Annotated in this window: 17 protein-coding genes; 15 read left to right on the top strand and 2 right to left on the bottom strand. The window is 67.7% G+C overall.

Features of this window, described 5'->3' with window-relative positions:
• The first annotated feature begins 29 nt into the window (after positions 1-29).
• The 6 genes from pabC to IU514_RS05980 all read left to right on the top strand — a co-directional run bounded on the left by pabC (position 30) and on the right by IU514_RS05980 (position 4580).
• Positions 30-812: an aminodeoxychorismate lyase gene (gene pabC, locus IU514_RS06005; protein WP_324187790.1), complete on the top strand. Its 783-nt coding sequence runs from the start codon at positions 30-32 to the stop codon at positions 810-812.
• Positions 809-1882: an endolytic transglycosylase MltG gene (gene mltG / locus IU514_RS06000; protein ID WP_386760915.1), complete on the top strand. Its 1074-nt coding sequence runs from the start codon at positions 809-811 to the stop codon at positions 1880-1882. The genes pabC and mltG overlap by 4 nt, the downstream gene beginning before the upstream one ends.
• Complete coding sequence (gene tmk / locus IU514_RS05995; RefSeq protein WP_194930183.1) at positions 1879-2517, top strand: dTMP kinase; 639 nt, start codon at positions 1879-1881, stop codon at positions 2515-2517. The genes mltG and tmk overlap by 4 nt, the downstream gene beginning before the upstream one ends.
• The gene (locus IU514_RS05990; RefSeq protein ID WP_194930182.1) at positions 2514-3491 is read left to right on the top strand and encodes a DNA polymerase III subunit delta'; all 978 of its coding nucleotides are present in this window, start codon (positions 2514-2516) and stop codon (positions 3489-3491) included. Before tmk ends, IU514_RS05990 begins: the two co-directional genes overlap by 4 nt.
• A 5-nt stretch (positions 3492-3496) precedes the next feature.
• Positions 3497-3862, top strand: a complete 366-nt coding sequence (locus IU514_RS05985; RefSeq protein ID WP_194930477.1) for a PilZ domain-containing protein — start codon at positions 3497-3499, stop codon at positions 3860-3862.
• A 157-nt stretch (positions 3863-4019) separates the two neighbouring features.
• Positions 4020-4580, top strand: a complete 561-nt coding sequence (locus tag IU514_RS05980; protein ID WP_194930181.1) for a hypothetical protein — start codon at positions 4020-4022, stop codon at positions 4578-4580.
• Here the strand turns inward: IU514_RS05980 and IU514_RS05975 are convergent.
• Complete coding sequence (locus IU514_RS05975; protein WP_194930180.1) at positions 4558-6645, bottom strand: 3-hydroxyacyl-CoA dehydrogenase NAD-binding domain-containing protein; 2088 nt, start codon at positions 6643-6645, stop codon at positions 4558-4560. The two genes, IU514_RS05980 and IU514_RS05975, sit on opposite strands and share 23 nt — an antisense overlap.
• A 244-nt stretch (positions 6646-6889) precedes the next feature.
• On the opposite strand from IU514_RS05975, the gene rpoE reads away from it, so the two are divergent.
• The 9 genes from rpoE to recO all read left to right on the top strand — a co-directional run bounded on the left by rpoE (position 6890) and on the right by recO (position 15783).
• Complete coding sequence (rpoE, locus tag IU514_RS05970; RefSeq protein ID WP_194930179.1) at positions 6890-7507, top strand: RNA polymerase sigma factor RpoE; 618 nt, start codon at positions 6890-6892, stop codon at positions 7505-7507.
• Positions 7507-8421 (top strand): sigma-E factor negative regulatory protein, encoded by a 915-nt coding sequence (locus IU514_RS05965; RefSeq protein WP_194930178.1) that lies wholly within the window; start codon positions 7507-7509, stop codon positions 8419-8421. Before rpoE ends, IU514_RS05965 begins: the two co-directional genes overlap by 1 nt.
• A gap of 69 nt (positions 8422-8490) precedes the next feature.
• Positions 8491-9996 (top strand): DegQ family serine endoprotease, encoded by a 1506-nt coding sequence (locus tag IU514_RS05960; RefSeq protein ID WP_194930177.1) that lies wholly within the window; start codon positions 8491-8493, stop codon positions 9994-9996.
• Positions 9997-10111: 115 nt separating this feature from the next.
• Entirely contained in the window at positions 10112-11905 is a 1794-nt protein-coding gene (gene lepA, locus IU514_RS05955) for a translation elongation factor 4 (RefSeq protein ID WP_194930176.1), read from the top strand.
• A 183-nt stretch (positions 11906-12088) separates the two neighbouring features.
• Positions 12089-12874, top strand: coding sequence for a signal peptidase I (lepB, locus tag IU514_RS05950; RefSeq protein WP_194930175.1), 786 nt, complete (start codon positions 12089-12091; stop codon positions 12872-12874).
• Positions 12875-12901: 27 nt separating this feature from the next.
• Positions 12902-13282 (top strand): DUF4845 domain-containing protein, encoded by a 381-nt coding sequence (locus tag IU514_RS05945; RefSeq protein WP_194930174.1) that lies wholly within the window; start codon positions 12902-12904, stop codon positions 13280-13282.
• A complete protein-coding gene (gene rnc, locus IU514_RS05940) occupies positions 13275-13937 on the top strand; it encodes a ribonuclease III (protein ID WP_194930173.1) in 663 nt (220 codons plus the stop codon). Before IU514_RS05945 ends, rnc begins: the two co-directional genes overlap by 8 nt.
• A 174-nt stretch (positions 13938-14111) precedes the next feature.
• Positions 14112-15008, top strand: coding sequence for a GTPase Era (gene era / locus IU514_RS05935; RefSeq protein WP_194930172.1), 897 nt, complete (start codon positions 14112-14114; stop codon positions 15006-15008).
• A gap of 16 nt (positions 15009-15024) precedes the next feature.
• The gene (gene recO, locus IU514_RS05930; protein ID WP_194930171.1) at positions 15025-15783 is read left to right on the top strand and encodes a DNA repair protein RecO; all 759 of its coding nucleotides are present in this window, start codon (positions 15025-15027) and stop codon (positions 15781-15783) included.
• On the opposite strand, the gene IU514_RS05925 is transcribed toward recO, so the two are convergent.
• Complete coding sequence (locus IU514_RS05925) at positions 15762-16505, bottom strand: Hpt domain-containing response regulator (protein WP_194930170.1); 744 nt, start codon at positions 16503-16505, stop codon at positions 15762-15764. The genes recO and IU514_RS05925 overlap by 22 nt on opposite strands.
• Positions 16506-16537 lie beyond the last annotated feature (32 nt).

Raw genomic sequence — 16537 nt, 5'->3', positions numbered from 1 at the left:
CGCCCCGTTATTTCGTGGGTCGCGATCGCGTGGACTCGCTGCCGGATCACGACCGCGGCCTGGCTTATGGCGACGGTCTGTTCGAGACGATGCGGGCCGTGCACGGCTCCGTGCCATGGTGGCCCGCGCACTGGCAGCGATTGCAGCGAGGCGCGCAGGCATTGCGACTGTCGCTGCCCGCCGAGGCGCAGGTGCGGGAAGAAGCCGAACGCATGCTCGAGGGCGGAGACGGCGTGCTCAAGCTGATCGTCACGCGCGGTGCCGGTGGTCGCGGCTATCCCGCCCCTGAGGAGTCCGTGCCGAACTGGATCCTGTCACGGCACCCACTGCCTCCGGCAACGCCATCTGCTGGTTTGGCGCTGCGCTGGTGCGAGACGCGCCTCGCGCTCCAGCCGGCATTGGCCGGCATCAAGCATTGCAACCGGCTCGAGCAGGTCCTGGCGCGCAGCGAATGGGCCGACCCTGACATTCATGAAGGACTTGTGCTCAGCGCGGAAGGCGACGTGGTCAGTGCGACCGCTGCCAACGTGTTCGTGCTTCGCGACGGCCGATGGACGACGCCCCTCGTGGACCGTTGTGGCATCGCCGGGGTCTGCCGCGCATGGGCGGTCGACGCCTTGCAAGCCTGCGAGGCACGGCTGGCTGTGACCGACGTCGAAGCCGCCGATGCGGTTTTCCTGTGCAATGCCGTGCGGGGTATCCTGCCAGTGGCCCGGCTCGGTTCGCGCACATGGCGGCCGCATCCGCAGGTCATGGAACTTCAGCACCGGCTGGCTGCCGCGCATCCCGCATTCGTCACGGAGGTTTCGTGAGTCGTAAAACTGGGCGCCGTCTTGGCGGGTTCTTCCTGTTTGTTCTGTTGCTGGCGGCCGTGGGCGGCGGACTGCTGTGGCAGCGCTACACGAGCTTCGCCGACGCGCCGATGGCCGGTCTGGAAGAGGGTGACAGCATCGTGGTCGCGCCCGGCGACTCACTGCCCATCGTCGTGCGCAAGCTGCGCGAGGCGGGCGTGCGTAGCGGCGAGCTGGTCGAGTGGCGCGCGCTGGCGCGGCAGCTTGGCGCCGCAGGCAAGCTGCAGGTCGGCGAGTACGCGCTGGCGCCGGGGACGTCGCCGCGCGAACTGCTGATCGCGATGCGCGATGGCAAGGTGATCAGCCACCGCTTCACGATCGTGGAGGGCTGGAACATCCGCGAAATGCGCGCCGCCTTGGCCAAGGCCGAACCGCTGGAACACGATACCGGCAAGCTGGACGATGCCGCGCTGATGAAGGCGATCGGCGAGCCAGGCCAGCATCCGGAAGGGCGGTTCCTGCCCGAGACCTACCTGTACACGCGCGGCGACAGCGACCTGGATGTGCTCAAGCGCGCGCACGAAGCGATGGACAAGGCGCTCGACGACGCCTGGCAGCAGCGCGCGTCCGACAGCGTGCTGAAGACGCCGGATGAATTGCTGATCCTGGCCTCGATCGTCGAGAAGGAAACCGGCATCGCCGAAGAGCGGCCGCGCATCGCCGGACTGTTCGAACGGCGCCTGCGCATCGGCATGCGCCTGCAGACCGATCCGACCGTGATCTATGGCATCGGCGCGAGCTACGACGGCAACATCCGCAAGCGCGACCTGCAGACCGACACGCCCTACAACACGTACACCCGCGCCGGGCTGCCGCCGACGCCAATCGCCATGCCGGGGCGCGATGCGCTGATGGCCACCGCGAAGCCGGCCCCGGGCGATGAGCTGTTCTTCGTTGCCGTCGGCGACGGCAGCGGCCGGCATCTGTTCGCCAGGACGCTGTCCGAGCACGAGGCCAACGTGCGCACCTACCTGCAGCGTTACCGGCAGAGCCAGCAGTCGCGAGCCGAAGCATCGCAGGGCTCGCAATGACGCTGCGCACGTATCCGCGTTTCGTCACGTTGGAAGGCGGCGAGGGCGCCGGCAAGTCGACCGTGCTCAAGGCATTGCGCGAGGTCTTGGACGCCACCGGCCGCGAAGTGGTCAGCACGCGCGAGCCGGGCGGCACGCCGCTGGCCGAACAGATCCGCGGCCTGCTGCTCGACACGCACCACGAACCGCCGACGATCGACACGGAACTGCTGCTGATGTTCGCTGCCCGCGCGCAGCACGTGCGCGAGACGATCCTGCCTGCGCTCGAACGTGGCGCATGGGTCATCAGCGACCGCTTCACCGATGCCAGCTTCGCCTATCAGGGGGCGGCGCGGGGAGGCGATCCGTCCTTCATCGCCGAGCTGGAGCGTCGTGTCGTCGGCATTGCGCCGGCGATGACGCTGCTGCTGGACGTGCCGGTGGCGATCGGCCTGCAGCGTGCGCGCGGCCGCGGCGCCTCCGACCGCATCGAAGGCGAGCGAGACGACTTTTTCGAACGCGTGCGCGAGGGGTATCTGGCCCGTGCCGGAGCCGATGCGCAGCGCTTCCGCGTGATCGATGCCACGCAAACCGTGGAGGCGGTCGCCGCCGAGGCGGTCGCTCACCTGCGCCGGTTGATCGAGGCCGCGCCGTGAGCGCGCCGGTGTCCTTCGCGCCCTGGCAAAGGCGCATCTACGACCAGGCGGCGTCCTCGCTCGATGCCGGGCGGCTGGGTCACGGCCTGCTGTTCTGCGGCCCGGCGCAGCTGGGCAAGCGAGCAGTCGCCGAGCGCCTCGCGCAGCGCGTGCTGTGCCAGCAGCGCGGCGCCGATGGCGAACCCTGCGGCACGTGCCGCAGCTGTCACCTGATCGCGGCCGGTACCCATCCGGACTATCAGGTCGTGTCCTTCGTTATGAACAAGGAAGGCACGCGACTGCGTACGGAAATAGTGATCGAGCAGATCCGCCGCCTGTCCGAACAGATGGCGCTGACACCGCAATACGGTGGCGCGCAGGTCGTGATCATCGATCCCGCCGACGCCATCAACACGGCCGCCTGCAATGCGTTGCTCAAGACGCTCGAGGAGCCGGTCCCGGGCCGTTACCTGTGGCTGGTGAGCGCTCATCCGGCGCGGCTGCCGGCGACGATCCGCAGCCGCTGCCAGCGGCTGGAGTTCCGGCTGCCGCCGCAGGCCGAGGCCTCGGCCTGGCTGAATGCGCAGGGCCATGCCGATGCTGCCGCGCGCGAGGCACTGGATGCCGCCCGCGGACATCCGGGACTGGCGCATGAATGGCTGAAGGGTGAAGGCCTCAAGCTGCGCCGCGAGGTGGCGGCGGACCTGGCCAAACTGGGGCGCGGCGAGGCCTCGGCCAGCGAGGTCGCGCAGCGCTGGTGCGGGGACGAGGATGCCGCGCTGCGCCTGCGCCATGCCGCGGACCTGGCCTTGGCCGACGCGGCCAGCTTGACCGACCCGGTGCGAGCGCGCAGTCTGGCCGCATGGTTCGATCAGGCGAACCGGACGCGCGATCTGCTGCGGACGACGGTCCGCTCCGATCTGGCGGTCATCGAATTGTTGTTGGCCTGGCGCGCCGGTGAGGCGGGGCGGGCCCAGGGGGGAACCAGGAAATGAACGGAATGGCCTCGGCGGGCGGTGGCGGCGGTGCACGGCAGGGCATCCTGTCGCTCGCGATCAAGGACAAGGCGGCGCTGTACAGCGCCTACATGCCGTTCGTGAGGCACGGCGGCATCTTCGTCGCCACGCCCAAGCGTTACTTCATCGGCGACGAAGTGTTCCTGCTGCTCACGCTGCCCGAGTCGACCGAGCGTCTGCCGGTGGCCGGCAAGGTCATCTGGGTGACGCCGGTGGGTGCGCAGGGCAACCGTCCGGCCGGCATCGGCGTGCAGTTCGCCGACAGCAGCGAGGGCGAAGCGGTCAGGCACAAGATCGAAGCGCTGCTTGCCGGCACGCTCAGCGCGGAGCGCGCGACGCACACGATGTAGTCCTAACGGCGCGGGTGCGCCGATAGCCGTATTGGCCCACGGCAAGGCACAGGACGTCATGGACAATGTCATGCGGAGCATCCTGGCACTCGCGCTTACATCGATGCTGGCGTCATCGGCTGTTGCGTCAATGCAGACCGCTCCGATTGAGCGCCCCATGGGCGCAGAACTGCGGCAGCCATCCAGCGAGGGGGCTGCCACGCCGATCTGGCGCCATCCCGACCCGCTGCCGGCACAGATCGAAGCTTCGCTTGAACTGGGCGACTCGCCTAATGGCGCGACGCTGAGTCTGCTCACTACGGACCGGACTTCGCGCTACCGCGTGCGTGTGCAGTACGAGACCAGCCTGGCGCTGGGCGATTCCGGGCCTCACCTGGATTTCCACGACTGGAAGCATTGCCTGTCGTCCTGGCACGAGGCGAGCAGCGAAGACGGATTGAACTTCGTGCTGCCGGTGCCGGCGGAACAGGAGGAAACCTGCTTTCCACCCGTCCGGGCGGAGGAAATCGTCGAACAGACCCGTCGCGTGCTCGTGGGCTACGACCTGGGAGCGGAAGCCGACGCGCATTGGCTGCAGATCGCCCGCGAGGCGCAGCATGCTGGCGGCGGGCAATCCTACGTTGCCATCAGCACGGTGCGCGTGCGCATCGAGATACGTGCGCCGGAAGGTTGGCGCACGCTGAGCATCCTGGACTTCAGGCTGCCGATGGGGTGCTGAGTTCGGCGGCCTGCTGACGTAGCGCCGGGTTGTCCCAACCCGGACGCGGCGCAAAGCGGTCGCCGTAGCGGGCGTGCAGCAGCTTCAGTCGCGCGAGCAGGGCGTCGGCGCCGGCTTCGCGGATGTGCTGGATCGGGCCGCCGCGGAACGGAGCGAAGCCGGTGCCGAAGATCACGCCGGCATCGAGCAGTTCGGAGTCGCTGACCACGCCGTCGTGCAGGCAGGCGACCGCTTCGTTGAGCAGCGGCAGGATCAGGCGGTCTTCCAGGTCCGACGGCGTCTGGTAGTCCTTCGGCAGTTCGGGTTTCACCGCCTTGCCGTTCTCCCACTTGTAAAGGCCCTGGCCGTCCTTCTTGCCGCGCTTGCCGGCCTCCGGAGGCGACGACAGCGAGGCCGGGATCGGCAGGCCGAGGAACGGTGCGAGCTCCGCGCCGACGCCTGCGGCGACGTCGAGGCCGACGGTGTCGATCAGTTCGATCGGTCCCATCGGCATGCCGAACTTCACGGCAGCCTTGTCGATCGCCGGGCCCGGAATGCCTTCGGCGAAAGCGGTTGCCGCTTCGAGCATGTACGGGAACAGCACGCGGTTGACCAGGAAGCCCGGCGTGCCCGCGACCGGTACTGGCAGTTTGTCGATCGCCTTGCAGAACGCGGCCAGGCGCTGCTGCGTCTGCGGCGCCATCGTGTCGTGATGGATGATCTCCACCAGCGGCATCAACGCGACCGGGTTGAAGTAGTGCAGGCCGGCGAACTGCGCCGGTCGCGCGATGTGCCCGCTCAACTCGGTCAGCGGAATCGACGAGGTATTGGTGGTCAGCAGCGCGTCCGGCTTCATGCGCGGCTCGACCGACGCATACAGCTCGCGCTTGGCTTCGGGCTTCTCGATGATCGCCTCGATCACCAGGTCGGCTTGCGCCACTCCGTCGCCGGCGAGGTCGCTCTTCAGTCGCGCCGATACCGTGCTGCGCTTGGCTTCGTCCTTGACCTTCTTGCCGAACAACTCCTGCGCACGCGTCATTGCGCCGTCGATGAAACGTTGCTCGCGATCCTGCAGCGTGACGTTGAAACCCTTGTAGGCCGACCATGCGGCGATGTCGCCGCCCATCACGCCGGCGCCGACGACGTGCACGTTCGCGATGCCGTGATCCTTGCCGCCCAGGCCCTTGAGACGCTCCTGCAGGAAGAACACGCGGATCAGGTTGCGCGCGGTGGGCGTGGAAGCGAGCTTGACCACCGATTTGCGCTCAGCCGACAGGCGGTTCTGGATGCCTCCACCGGTGCGCGCCCAGGTGTTGATCAGCGCGTAGGGCGCCGGGTAGTGCTCCTTGCGTGCCTTGCGTGCGACCTGCTTGGTCAGCATCGGTGCGAGCAACTGACGCGTCGGCCACACGTTGGTGGCCCAGCCCATGAAGCGCTGCTTGAACGGACGCAGCGAGCCCTTGGCTGCGTAGGCGGCAGCGACGTCGATCAGCGACGACGCATCGACCACCTTGTCGACCAGGCCGATGCCGCGCGCTGCCGACGCCGACAGCGTGCGGCCGGTCAGCATCATGTCGAACGCGGCCGGCGCGCCGACCAGTTGCGGCAGGCGTGCGCTGCCGCCCCAGCCGGGGTAGATGCCGAGCTTGACTTCGGGCAGGCCGATGCGCGTGGACGGATCGTTGCTGGCGACGCGATAACGGCAGGCCAGCGAGATCTCGGTGCCGCCGCCCATGCAGAATCCGTGGATCGCGGCGACGGTCGGGCAGGGCAACTCGGCCAGGCGCTGGAACGTCTGCTGGCCGCGGCGGATGGCATCGCCGACCGTGCCCTTGGCGTCGAAGCTCTGGAACTCCTTGATGTCGGCGCCGGCGATGAAGCCGGTCGTCTTGGCCGAGCGCAGCACCACGCCCTTGGGCGGGTCCAGCGCCAGACGCTCGAGCAGGGCATCCAGCTCGATCAGGACGTCCTGGGAGAAAGTGTTGACCGGCGAACCAGCCTTGTCGAAGGACAGCACGAGGATGCCATCGGGGCGCAGCTCGGTCTGCCAGTGCTGGAAGCGGAGACCGTCGAGGCCTGCGATCATTGCGGGACCATCCGTTCGGGTATGGAATCGGCCGCTATCATCCCGATGTCGTTCCGGTGCCGTCAAATCGCCCGTCAAATCGCCCCGCGAATCGGCGCCCGGGAACCCGCGAAGCCCGTCGCATGACGCCTGGCCGTTGCGCCGATCCCGGTGCGCCCCCATTAATCGTAGTGATTGAACTTTCCCCCGACAGGGTTGTCCCATTGTTCGGCCAAGGCCGAGCTGACAGGAGTGCCGGCACGGCATGGCCGAAACAACGTTGCCCAAAGATGTGGAGTTGGACCAGGAGCTGGTCAGGCGTGTCCAGCGTGGCGACAGTACGGCTTTCGATGTCCTGGTGCGCAAGTACCAGCATCGGATCACCGCGCTGATCGGGCGCTACATACCCGACTGGAGCGAATGCCAGGACGTGGCCCAGGAAACCTTCATCCGCGCCTACCGGGCGCTGCCGAACTTCCGAGGCGACGCCCAGTTCTATACGTGGTTGCACCGTATCGCAGTGAATACCGCCAAAAATTACCTCGTTGCGCAGAACCGCAGACCGCCCACCGACGATGTCGATGCTGGCGACGCCGAGCAGTTCGACACCGGCACGCGACTGCGCGACACCGACACCCCCGAACATGAGCTGCTGCGGCAGGAAATCGAACGCACGGTGATGCGCGTGGTCGATTCACTGCCGGAAGAATTGCGGGCCGCGATCACCATGCGCGAGGTGGACGGCCTGAGTTACGACGAGATCGCGCAGAAGATGGGTTGTCCGATCGGCACCGTGCGTTCGCGCATTTTCCGGGCGCGCGAAGCGATCGATGCCGAACTCCGGCCCCTGCTGGATCACGACGAACGGGAGCGCGCGCACTGATGGCGGCCAATAACTACGAGAACGATCGCGATGCCCTCAGCGCGCTGTTCGACGGCGAATTGAGCGGCGATGCCGCGCGCTTCGCATTGAAGCGATTGGGGCACGATGAGCCATCACGCGCCGCTTTTGGCCGCTGGCAATTGTGCGGCGACGTGCTGCGCGGCCAGGCGTCCGCGGTCGCGGCAGGCGGCTTTGCCGAGCGAGTGGCCGCCGCCATCGCGCTGGAGCAGGCCCCCGCCCAGGCGCAGCCGGCCCCGCCGCGCTCTTCCGTCTTTGGTGGAAGGCGAGGCTGGATCGGCGGTGCGCTGGCGGCTTCGGTCGCTGTTGTCGCGCTGTTCGTGGCGCGTCCGTTGAGCAACGGCTCCTCGCCAGCGGCTCCGGAGACGGCACCCACCCAGGTCGCGGATGCCGCCGCGCCGGTACGTGCGCCGGCCGTGGGCAGTCGCACGGTGCCGCGCATGCCGTCGGCACCCACCGCTCCGGTGGTCGATCTTGGTACGGCCGCCGTCGCAGCCGCAGAGGTTCCGCGTCGGGCCATCGAGCGTCGCAGCGCACGCAGCCAGAACCAGCGCGCGGCGATGCGTGCCAGTGCACGCCGAGAGGCTTCGGCGATGGAAGCGGTGGCATCGGCTGCGCCCGCGCCGGCCATGGCCGCAGCGCCCGGCGCGATCGAAGCGCTGACCGCGTCGGCCGCGCCCGCAGCTGCCGCAAGCCAGAACGCCAATCCCTTCCGGCCGCAACACAGCGAAGCGGCGCCGCGCCCATGGCCGCGCGCAGTCCTGCCGCAGTACTCGAATGCAGGTGCGCTCAACGCCAGCTTTGGCGGGACTTCACCGTCGTTTTATCCGTTCGAACCGAGCATGCCCCATGAGACCGCAGCGGAAGGCGGTGAGCGCAATCCGCCGCAGCACTGACGCAATCCAAACGCGTTGCCGCCTGCAACGCGCTCCGCAACAACCTCTCACCTGATCGAGGCCGATTCGATGACCCGTCTCCGCTCTCTTGCCCTGGTCGGTGCCATTGCCGTGGCACTGCCGGCGGCGTGTACCGCGCAGCCACCGTCCACGCCGATCGCTCCGCCGCCCGCAGCCACGCCGGCCGCGCCGCTGGTCAGTGGGTTGCCGGACTTCACCGGCCTGGTTCAACGAGTGGGGCCGGCGGTCGTCAACATCCGTGCGGAAATCGCGCCGCGCCGCAGCGCGGGCACGATGCCGGGCGAGGAAGAGGTTCCTGAAATTTTCCGCCGCTTCTTCGGCGACGACCTGCCGATGCCGGGTCCGCGCGGACCGCGTGGGCCTCGCGGCGGCGGCACGTCCGCCGGTAGCGGGTTCCTGATTTCCGACGACGGCTACGTGATGACCAACCACCACGTCGTCGATGGCGCCGAGACGGTGAAGGTCATGTTGTCCGACCGCCGCGAGTTCACCGCCAAGGTGATCGGCAGCGACGAACAGTCCGACGTCGCGCTGCTCAAGATCGACGCCAAGGGCCTGCCGTTCCTGCGCATGGCCAAGGCCGACTCGGCCAAACCGGGCCAGTGGGTGATCGCGATCGGCTCGCCGTTTGGTCTCGACCATTCGGTCACGGCCGGCATCGTCAGTGCCGTCGGCCGCGCCAATCCGTATGCCGATCAGCGCTATGTGCCCTTCATCCAGACCGACGTGGCGATCAACCAGGGCAACTCCGGTGGCCCGCTGCTCAATACCGGCGGCGAGGTGGTTGGCATCAATTCGCAGATCTTCAGCAATTCCGGCGGCTACATGGGCGTGAGCTTCGCCATCCCCATCGACGTGGCGATGAGCGCGGCCGAGCAGCTGCGCGCGACCGGCAAGGTCAGCCGTGGCCAGCTGGGCGTGGTCGTCCAGCAGCTGACGTCCGAAAACGCGCGCGGCTTCGGCGTGCCGGACAGCAACGGCGCGCTGGTCACCCAGGTGCTGCCGGGCAGTCCGGCCGACAAGGCCGGCATCGAGCGCGGCGACGTGATCCGCTCGGTCAACGGCCGGGAAATCCTGGAATCCAGCGACCTGCCGCCGATGATCGGCTCGATGGCGCCGGGCACCAAGGCGAAGGTCTCGGTGTTCCGCGATGGCAAGACGATCGAGCGCACGGTGGTGGTCAACGAGCTCGACACCGGCCTGGTCGCCGGTAACGACGATCAATCCGACGTGCCCGGTGGCGTGCCGTCCAAGCCCTCGGCCGGCAACAGCCTCGGCCTGGTGGCCCAGGACCTGTCCGCGAACGATCGCCAGCGCCTTGGCCTGTCGGGCAAGGAGGGCGTAATGATCCGCAATCCGGGTGATGCTGCCGCCGAAGTCGGGCTGCGGCCGGGGGACGTGGTGCTGGCCGTGGGCCGCAATCCGGTCGGATCGGCCTCTGCGCTGGATCGTGAACTGGCGGGAGTCAGGCCGGGCGAGACCGTGATGCTGCTGGTGCGGCGCCAGGGCAACACCCAGTACGTGGCCGTCACCGCGGAAAGCAAGACCGGCTGACCCGGTCTCCGGCCCCACGGCGCCAGGGAACTGAGCGCCGTGTCGGCCCGGTCCATGCCGTATGCGATAATCCGGCGTTGAATTTTATGGAACCGGCGGACTCGCGCCGCCCCGCATGCAGCAGATCAGAAATTTTTCCATCATCGCCCACGTCGACCACGGCAAGTCGACCCTGGCTGACCGCATCATCCAGCTCTGTGGCGGTCTCGAAGCCCGCGAAATGGAAGCCCAGGTTCTCGACTCCAACCCGATCGAGCGCGAGCGCGGCATCACCATCAAGGCCCAGTCCGTGTCGCTGCCGTACAAGGCGCGCGACGGCAAGACCTATTTCCTGAACTTCATCGACACCCCCGGCCACGTCGACTTCAGCTATGAGGTCAGCCGTTCGCTGGCCGCCTGCGAAGGCGCGCTGCTGGTGGTCGACGCCGCGCAGGGCGTCGAGGCGCAGTCCGTCGCCAACTGCTACACCGCGGTGGAGCAGGGGCTGGAGGTGGTACCGATCCTGAACAAGATCGACCTGCCGACCGCCGACATCGCACGTGCCAAGGGCGAAATCGAAGCGGTCATCGGCATCGATGCCGAAGATGCCGTCGCAATCAGCGCCAAGACCGGCCTCAACGTGGAGGAGGTGCTCGAGGCGATCGTGCATCGCATCCCGCCGCCGAAGCCGCGCGATACCGACAAGCTGCAGGCGCTGATCATCGACTCGTGGTTCGACAACTACCTCGGTGTGGTCTCGCTGGTGCGCGTGATGCAGGGCGAGATCAAGCCCGGCGACAAGCTGCTGGTGATGTCGACCGGACGCACCCACCAGGTCGACAAGGTCGGCGTGTTCACGCCCAAGCGCAAGGACCTGCCCAGGCTCGCTGCGGGCGAGGTGGGCTGGATCCATGCATCGATCAAGGACGTGCACGGCGCGCCCGTCGGCGACACCTTGACCCTGGCCAGCGATCCGGCGGCCAAGCCGTTGCCGGGCTTCCAGGAAATGCAGCCGCGCGTGTTCGCAGGCCTGTTCCCGGTCGACGCCGAGGACTACCCGGACCTGCGCGAAGCGCTGGAAAAGCTGCGCCTCAACGACGCCGCGCTGCGCTTCGAGCCCGAGAGTTCCGAAGCGATGGGCTTCGGTTTCCGCTGCGGCTTCCTCGGCATGCTGCACATGGAGATCGTGCAGGAGCGCCTTGAGCGCGAGTACAACCTCAACCTGATCAGCACCGCGCCAACGGTGATCTATGAGGTCCTCAAGACCGACGGCAGCATCGTGCCGATGGACAACCCGGCCAAGCTGCCGCCGGTGAACATGGTCGAAGAGGTCCGCGAGCCGATCATCCGCGCCAACATCCTCACGCCGCCGGACTACGTCGGCAACGTGATCACGCTGTGCGAGGAAAAGCGCGGCGTGCAGATCGGCATCAACTACATGGGCGGCCAGGTGCAGATCAGCTATGAGCTGCCGATGGCCGAAGTGGTGCTGGACTTCTTCGACAAGCTCAAGTCGGTCAGCCGCGGCTACGCGTCGCTGGACTACCACTTCCTGCGTTTCCAGGCCGGTCCGTTCGTGCGAGTGGACACGCTGATCAACGGCGACAAGGTCGACGCGCTCAGCATCATCACCCACCGCAGCCACGCCGACCGTCGCGGTCGCGACCTGTGCGAGAAGATGAAGGAACTGATTCCGCGGCAGATGTTCGACGTCGCCATCCAGGCCGCGATCGGCTCGCAGATCATTGCCCGCAGCACGGTCAAGGCGATGCGCAAGAACGTCCTGGCCAAGTGCTACGGCGGCGACATCAGCCGCAAGAAGAAGCTCCTCGAGAAACAGAAAGAGGGCAAGAAGCGGATGAAGCAGGTCGGACGCGTGGAGATTCCGCAGGAAGCCTTCCTGGCGGTCCTGCAGGTCGACAGCAAGTAACACAGGCCGGGATCGGGGATTCGGGACCGGGGATTCGCGAGGCGCGGGCAAGCACGGGCAGGGCTGTGACGAAGAGCGCGGCCCTCGCTATGCTCCGGACGGCAAGCCCGTCGGGACGCGCTCAGGATTCCGATTCCGAATGTCCAATCCCGAACCCCCAATCCCGGCTCCAAAGGAGCATGCATGCGTTGGTTTGAGATCGGACTGGTACTGCTGACCGCCTTCACCGGCATCGTCTGGCTGCTCGACAAGCTGTTCCTTGCCAAGCGCCGCGCTGCCCGCGAAGGCCTGCTCGACGAAGGCAAGGAGCCCATCGTCGTCGACTACTCCAAGGCCTTCTTCCCGGTGCTGGCGGTCGTCCTGATCCTGCGCAGCTTCATCGCGGAGCCGTTCCGGATCCCGTCCAACTCGATGATGCCGACCCTGCTGACCGGCGATTTCATCCTGGTCAACAAGTTCCGCTACGGCCTGCGCCTGCCGGTCACCAACCACAAGGTCGTTTCCATCGGCGAACCCCAGCGGGGCGACGTCGTGGTCTTCAAGCCGCCGCACCACCCCGACCAGGACTGGATCAAGCGCGTTGTCGGCCTGCCGGGCGACCGCGTCGCCTACCACGACAACCAGGTGTTCCTGAATGGCAAGGCGCTCGCCTACCAGCCGATCGGGGCCTACCAGGGCAAGGGCAACGGCGCGGAGATGACCGGAGCCGAGGAACTGACCGAGAACCTGGCCGGCCGCAGCCACCACGTCCTGGAACGCACCGATCTGCCGTTCCTCGATCAAGGGGAAGGCGAATGGGTGGTGCCGCCGGGTCACTATTTCGTGATGGGCGACAATCGCGATAATAGCGAGGACAGCCGATACTGGGGTTTCCTGCCGGAGCAGAACCTGCGTGGCAAGGCGTTCCTGATCTGGATGAACTTCGATGGGGGCATCGACGGTTCGCGCATCGGCAACAGCATTCAGTAATCAATCAACGGGGATGGGGGAGCGTCAATGAAGCGTTCGCAAAGCGGCATGACCCTGGTCGGGTTCATCATCGTGCTCGCCGTGGTCGGTGTTTTCATCTACATGGGGATGAAGACGATCCCGATGTATTCGGAGTTCTACGCTGTGAAGCAGGCCCTCAACGGCATCGCTCAGGAGCCTGGGATCACCGACAAGGACCCGGCCAAGGTCAAGGACCTGTTCTTCCGTCGCCTGTACATCAGCTACGCCGACAACATCAAGCCGGAGAACATGAAGGTCCAGCGCAAGGACGCCGGCTACGTGGTCACCGTCGATTACGAGGTCCGCAAGCCGCTGATCGCCAACCTGGACGTGGTCGGCCGGTTCAACGCGGTGAAGGAACTGCGTCGCGGCGGCGGGCTTGAGTGACCGGATCACCCATCGTTTCGCGCGGGCGGAGCTGCTCGCGCAGGCGCTGACCCACCGCAGCGCCGGGGCGCCACACAACGAGCGCCTGGAGTTCCTCGGCGACGCACTGGTCAACCTGATCGTCGCCGAAGCGCTGTACGCACACTGGCCGCAAGCGGACGAGGGTGCCTTGACCCGCGCCCGCGCCGAGCTCGTCCGCGAATCCGCGCTGGCGCCGATCGCGCGCACGCTCGAACTCGGCCCCCGCCTGACGCTGGGCCCCGGCGAGATGAAGTCCGGCGGCCATCGCCGCGATTCGATCCTGGCCGATGCTTTGGAGGCGGTCGTCGCGGCCATCTACATGGATGCCGGATTCGAGGCGTGCCGCACGGCGGTCCTGCCGTGGTTCGAGGCGGCCATCGCCGCGCTGCCGCCGCCGCACAAGGTCGGCAAGGACGCCAAGACCCGCCTGCAGGAATGGCTGCAGGGCCGGCAGAAGCCGTTGCCGGTTTACGAGCTGCACGCAGAGGGCGGCGAGGATCATGCCAAGATCTTCCAGGTCACCTGCACGTTGACGCAGCCGCCGCTGGTGACCGAAGGCACCGCCGGCTCGCGCCGCGCCGCCGAGCAGATCGCGGCCGAAGCGGCGCTGGAACAGCTCAAGGCGCTGGACTGAAGTCCGACTGAGGCATTCCAAAGCCCCTCTCCCGCTCTCGGGTGAGGGCAAAGCCCAAGCCGCCCTCATCCGCCCTCCGGGCACCTTCGCCCGCGTGCGGGAGAAGGAAAATCGTACAGGTGCCTCGGCATCGCTCGTTTGCCCTCGTCCCCCCACAGGCCGACAATCCCCCCAATGAATACCCCCGCCCATCGCGCCGGCCACGTGGCCGTCATCGGCCGTCCCAACGTCGGCAAATCCACCCTGGTCAACGCGCTGGTCGGCGCCAAGGTCAGCATCACCTCCAACCGCCCGCAGACCACGCGCCACCAGCTGCTCGGCATCGCCACCTTCCCCGAAGGGCAACTGCTGCTGGTCGACACCCCCGGCATCCATCGCGAGCAGAAGCGTGCGATGAACCGCTGGATGAACCGCGCCGCCCGCGGTGCGCTGGAGGGCGTGGATGCCGCGATGCTGGTCGTGCGCGCCGGGCAGTGGGATGACGAGGACTCGCTCGCCTTCGATGCACTGAAGAAGGCCGGCGTGCCGGTGGTGCTGGTGGTCAACCAGGTCGACCGGCTCAAGGACAAGTCCGCGCTGCTGCCGTACCTGGCCAAGGTCAGCGAGGGGCGCGACTTCGCCGGCGTGCATCCGGTGTCGGCGCTCAAGCGCAGCGGCCTGGATCCGCTGGTGAAGACCGTGCTCGCGCACGTGCCGGAACAGGCGGCGCTGTATGGCGAGGACGAGATCACCGACAAGAGCCAGCGCTTCCTGGCCGGCGAGATGGTGCGCGAGCAGCTGATGCGCCAGCTCGGCGAGGAGCTGCCGTACGCGACGACGGTGGAGATCGAGAAGTTCGAAGTCGACGGCACGATGCTGCGCATCGGCGCGGTGATCTGGGTCGAGCGCGATGGGCAGAAGGCCATCGTGATCGGCAAGGGTGGCGAGCGCCTGCGCGAGATCGGTTCGCGCGCGCGCCAGCAGATGGAACGCCTGTTCGGCAACAAGGTGTTCCTGGAAACCTGGGTGCGCGTGCGCGAGGGTTGGTCGGACGACGAAGCGGCGCTGCGCGCGTTCGGCTACCACGACTGAGCGCACCGGCGGCTGAGTGCGCTACACCGCCCAACCCGCCTTCGTGCTGCACGCGCGTCCCTGGCGCGAGACCAGCCTGCTGGTCGAGGTGTTGAGCTTCGACCACGGCCGCATCGGCCTGGTGGCGCGCGGCGTGCAGGGGCCGAAGCGGCAGCCATTGCGTGCGGCATTGCAGCCACTGCAGTGGATCCGCTTCGATGCCGTGCAGACCGGCGAACTGGCGCGGCTGACGGCCGCCGAGGCCGTCGACGTGGCGCCCAGGCTGGCCGGCGAAGCGATGCTGGCCGGCTTCTACCTCAACGAGCTGACGCTGCGCCTGGCGCCGCGCCAGGATCCGGTGCCGGAGCTGTTCGAGGCCTACGCACAGGCGCGTGCGCGCCTGGCCGCCGATGAGCCGCTCGGCTGGACGCTGCGCCGCTACGAGCGCGACCTGCTCGAAGCGCTCGGCTTCGGTTTCGACTGGTCGAACGATGGCGAGGGCACGCCGATCGATCCTGCCGCGCGTTATCGCCTCGATCCGGAATACGGACCGCGCCGAGTGCTGAGTGATCGCGGCCACGGTGACCGCAGCAGCGCGGCGACCGGGCGGGCGCTGCTCTCGCTGGCGAGCGACCAGCATCCCGAAGCCGATGACCTGCCTGGCCTGCGCCGGGCCATGCGCGGTTTGCTGTCGCACTACCTCGGGCCGCGCGGCCTGAAGTCATGGGAGATGCTGGCCGAGCTTGGTCGCGTCGCGCCCAGGGCCAAGGCCGATCAGGCGGGTGGCGGCGACTGATCGGATGCCCTTTGCGAGAGCGTGTCCTGCGCGACGCATTCGAACGTGGACAACAGGGAGGGCGAGTCCGGGAACTCCTGAAGCGCCTGCACGGCGGCGCCCAGCCGGGCCGCGCCGACGAAGCCGCAGCTCGCGCGAAGGCGATGCAATTCGCCGCGCACCGTCGCCGTATCTCCGCGTGCTGCCGCCGACTGGATGGTCTTCAGCGAGTTTGGAAGTTCCTGCGCGAACAATCCGCGCAACGTGTCGACGTGGGCGCGGTTGCCGTTCAGCGCCTGGGTCGCGGAGTCGTCGTCCCACACCGGCAGCTTGCCGCCGGGGAGCACCTTGACGGACTCGTGTGATACCCCTTGGCCGAGCGCTCGCCGCGCAGCCCCCTGCACCGTGGCGGCGGGCAACGGCTTGACCAGGACTTCGGCGAAGCCCGCGGCCACCAGCTCATCGAGCACCACCGCCTCGGTCGCGGCGGTGTGCGCCAGCGCAGGCGTGTCGGGTCGTTGCGCGCGCAGGCGCGCAAGCAGTTCGCTGCCGCTGCCATCCGGCAGGTGCGCGTCGATCAGCCACAAGGCGTAGTCCTGCGAGGAGGCGAGCGCGACCGCTGCCGTCACGCTGTCGGCGGCATCGACTTCCGCCGGCAAGGCGACCAGGGCCGATGTGAGGAACCAGCGGCTGGTCGGATCGTCTTCGACCAGCAGGATGCGGGGCGGGTCTGATTGCGTCATCGGTACCAGTCGCGAAACATCGTGGACGTTAT

This window comes from Lysobacter niastensis (assembly GCF_015453285.1).
In the GTDB taxonomy this organism is placed as follows: Bacteria; Pseudomonadota; Gammaproteobacteria; order Xanthomonadales; family Xanthomonadaceae; genus Lysobacter_J; species Lysobacter_J niastensis.
This window is presented reverse-complemented; position numbering and strand designations above follow the sequence as displayed.

Bases quoted from the DNA above. Each gene is read 5' to 3' on its own strand.
- tmk (WP_194930183.1), top strand. From the start codon at position 1,879: ATGACGCTGCGCACGTATCCGCGTTTCGTCACGTTGGAAGGCGGCGAG.
- IU514_RS05985 (WP_194930477.1), top strand. From the start codon at position 3,497: ATGGCCTCGGCGGGCGGTGGCGGCGGTGCACGGCAGGGCATCCTGTCG.
- IU514_RS05980 (WP_194930181.1), top strand. From the start codon at position 4,020: ATGGGCGCAGAACTGCGGCAGCCATCCAGCGAGGGGGCTGCCACGCCG.
- IU514_RS05975 (WP_194930180.1), bottom strand. From the start codon at position 6,645: ATGATCGCAGGCCTCGACGGTCTCCGCTTCCAGCACTGGCAGACCGAG.
- rpoE (WP_194930179.1), top strand. From the start codon at position 6,890: ATGGCCGAAACAACGTTGCCCAAAGATGTGGAGTTGGACCAGGAGCTG.
- IU514_RS05965 (WP_194930178.1), top strand. From the start codon at position 7,507: ATGGCGGCCAATAACTACGAGAACGATCGCGATGCCCTCAGCGCGCTG.
- IU514_RS05960 (WP_194930177.1), top strand. From the start codon at position 8,491: ATGACCCGTCTCCGCTCTCTTGCCCTGGTCGGTGCCATTGCCGTGGCA.
- lepA (WP_194930176.1), top strand. From the start codon at position 10,112: ATGCAGCAGATCAGAAATTTTTCCATCATCGCCCACGTCGACCACGGC.
- lepB (WP_194930175.1), top strand. From the start codon at position 12,089: ATGCGTTGGTTTGAGATCGGACTGGTACTGCTGACCGCCTTCACCGGC.
- IU514_RS05945 (WP_194930174.1), top strand. From the start codon at position 12,902: ATGAAGCGTTCGCAAAGCGGCATGACCCTGGTCGGGTTCATCATCGTG.
- era (WP_194930172.1), top strand. From the start codon at position 14,112: ATGAATACCCCCGCCCATCGCGCCGGCCACGTGGCCGTCATCGGCCGT.
- IU514_RS05925 (WP_194930170.1), bottom strand. From the start codon at position 16,505: ATGACGCAATCAGACCCGCCCCGCATCCTGCTGGTCGAAGACGATCCG.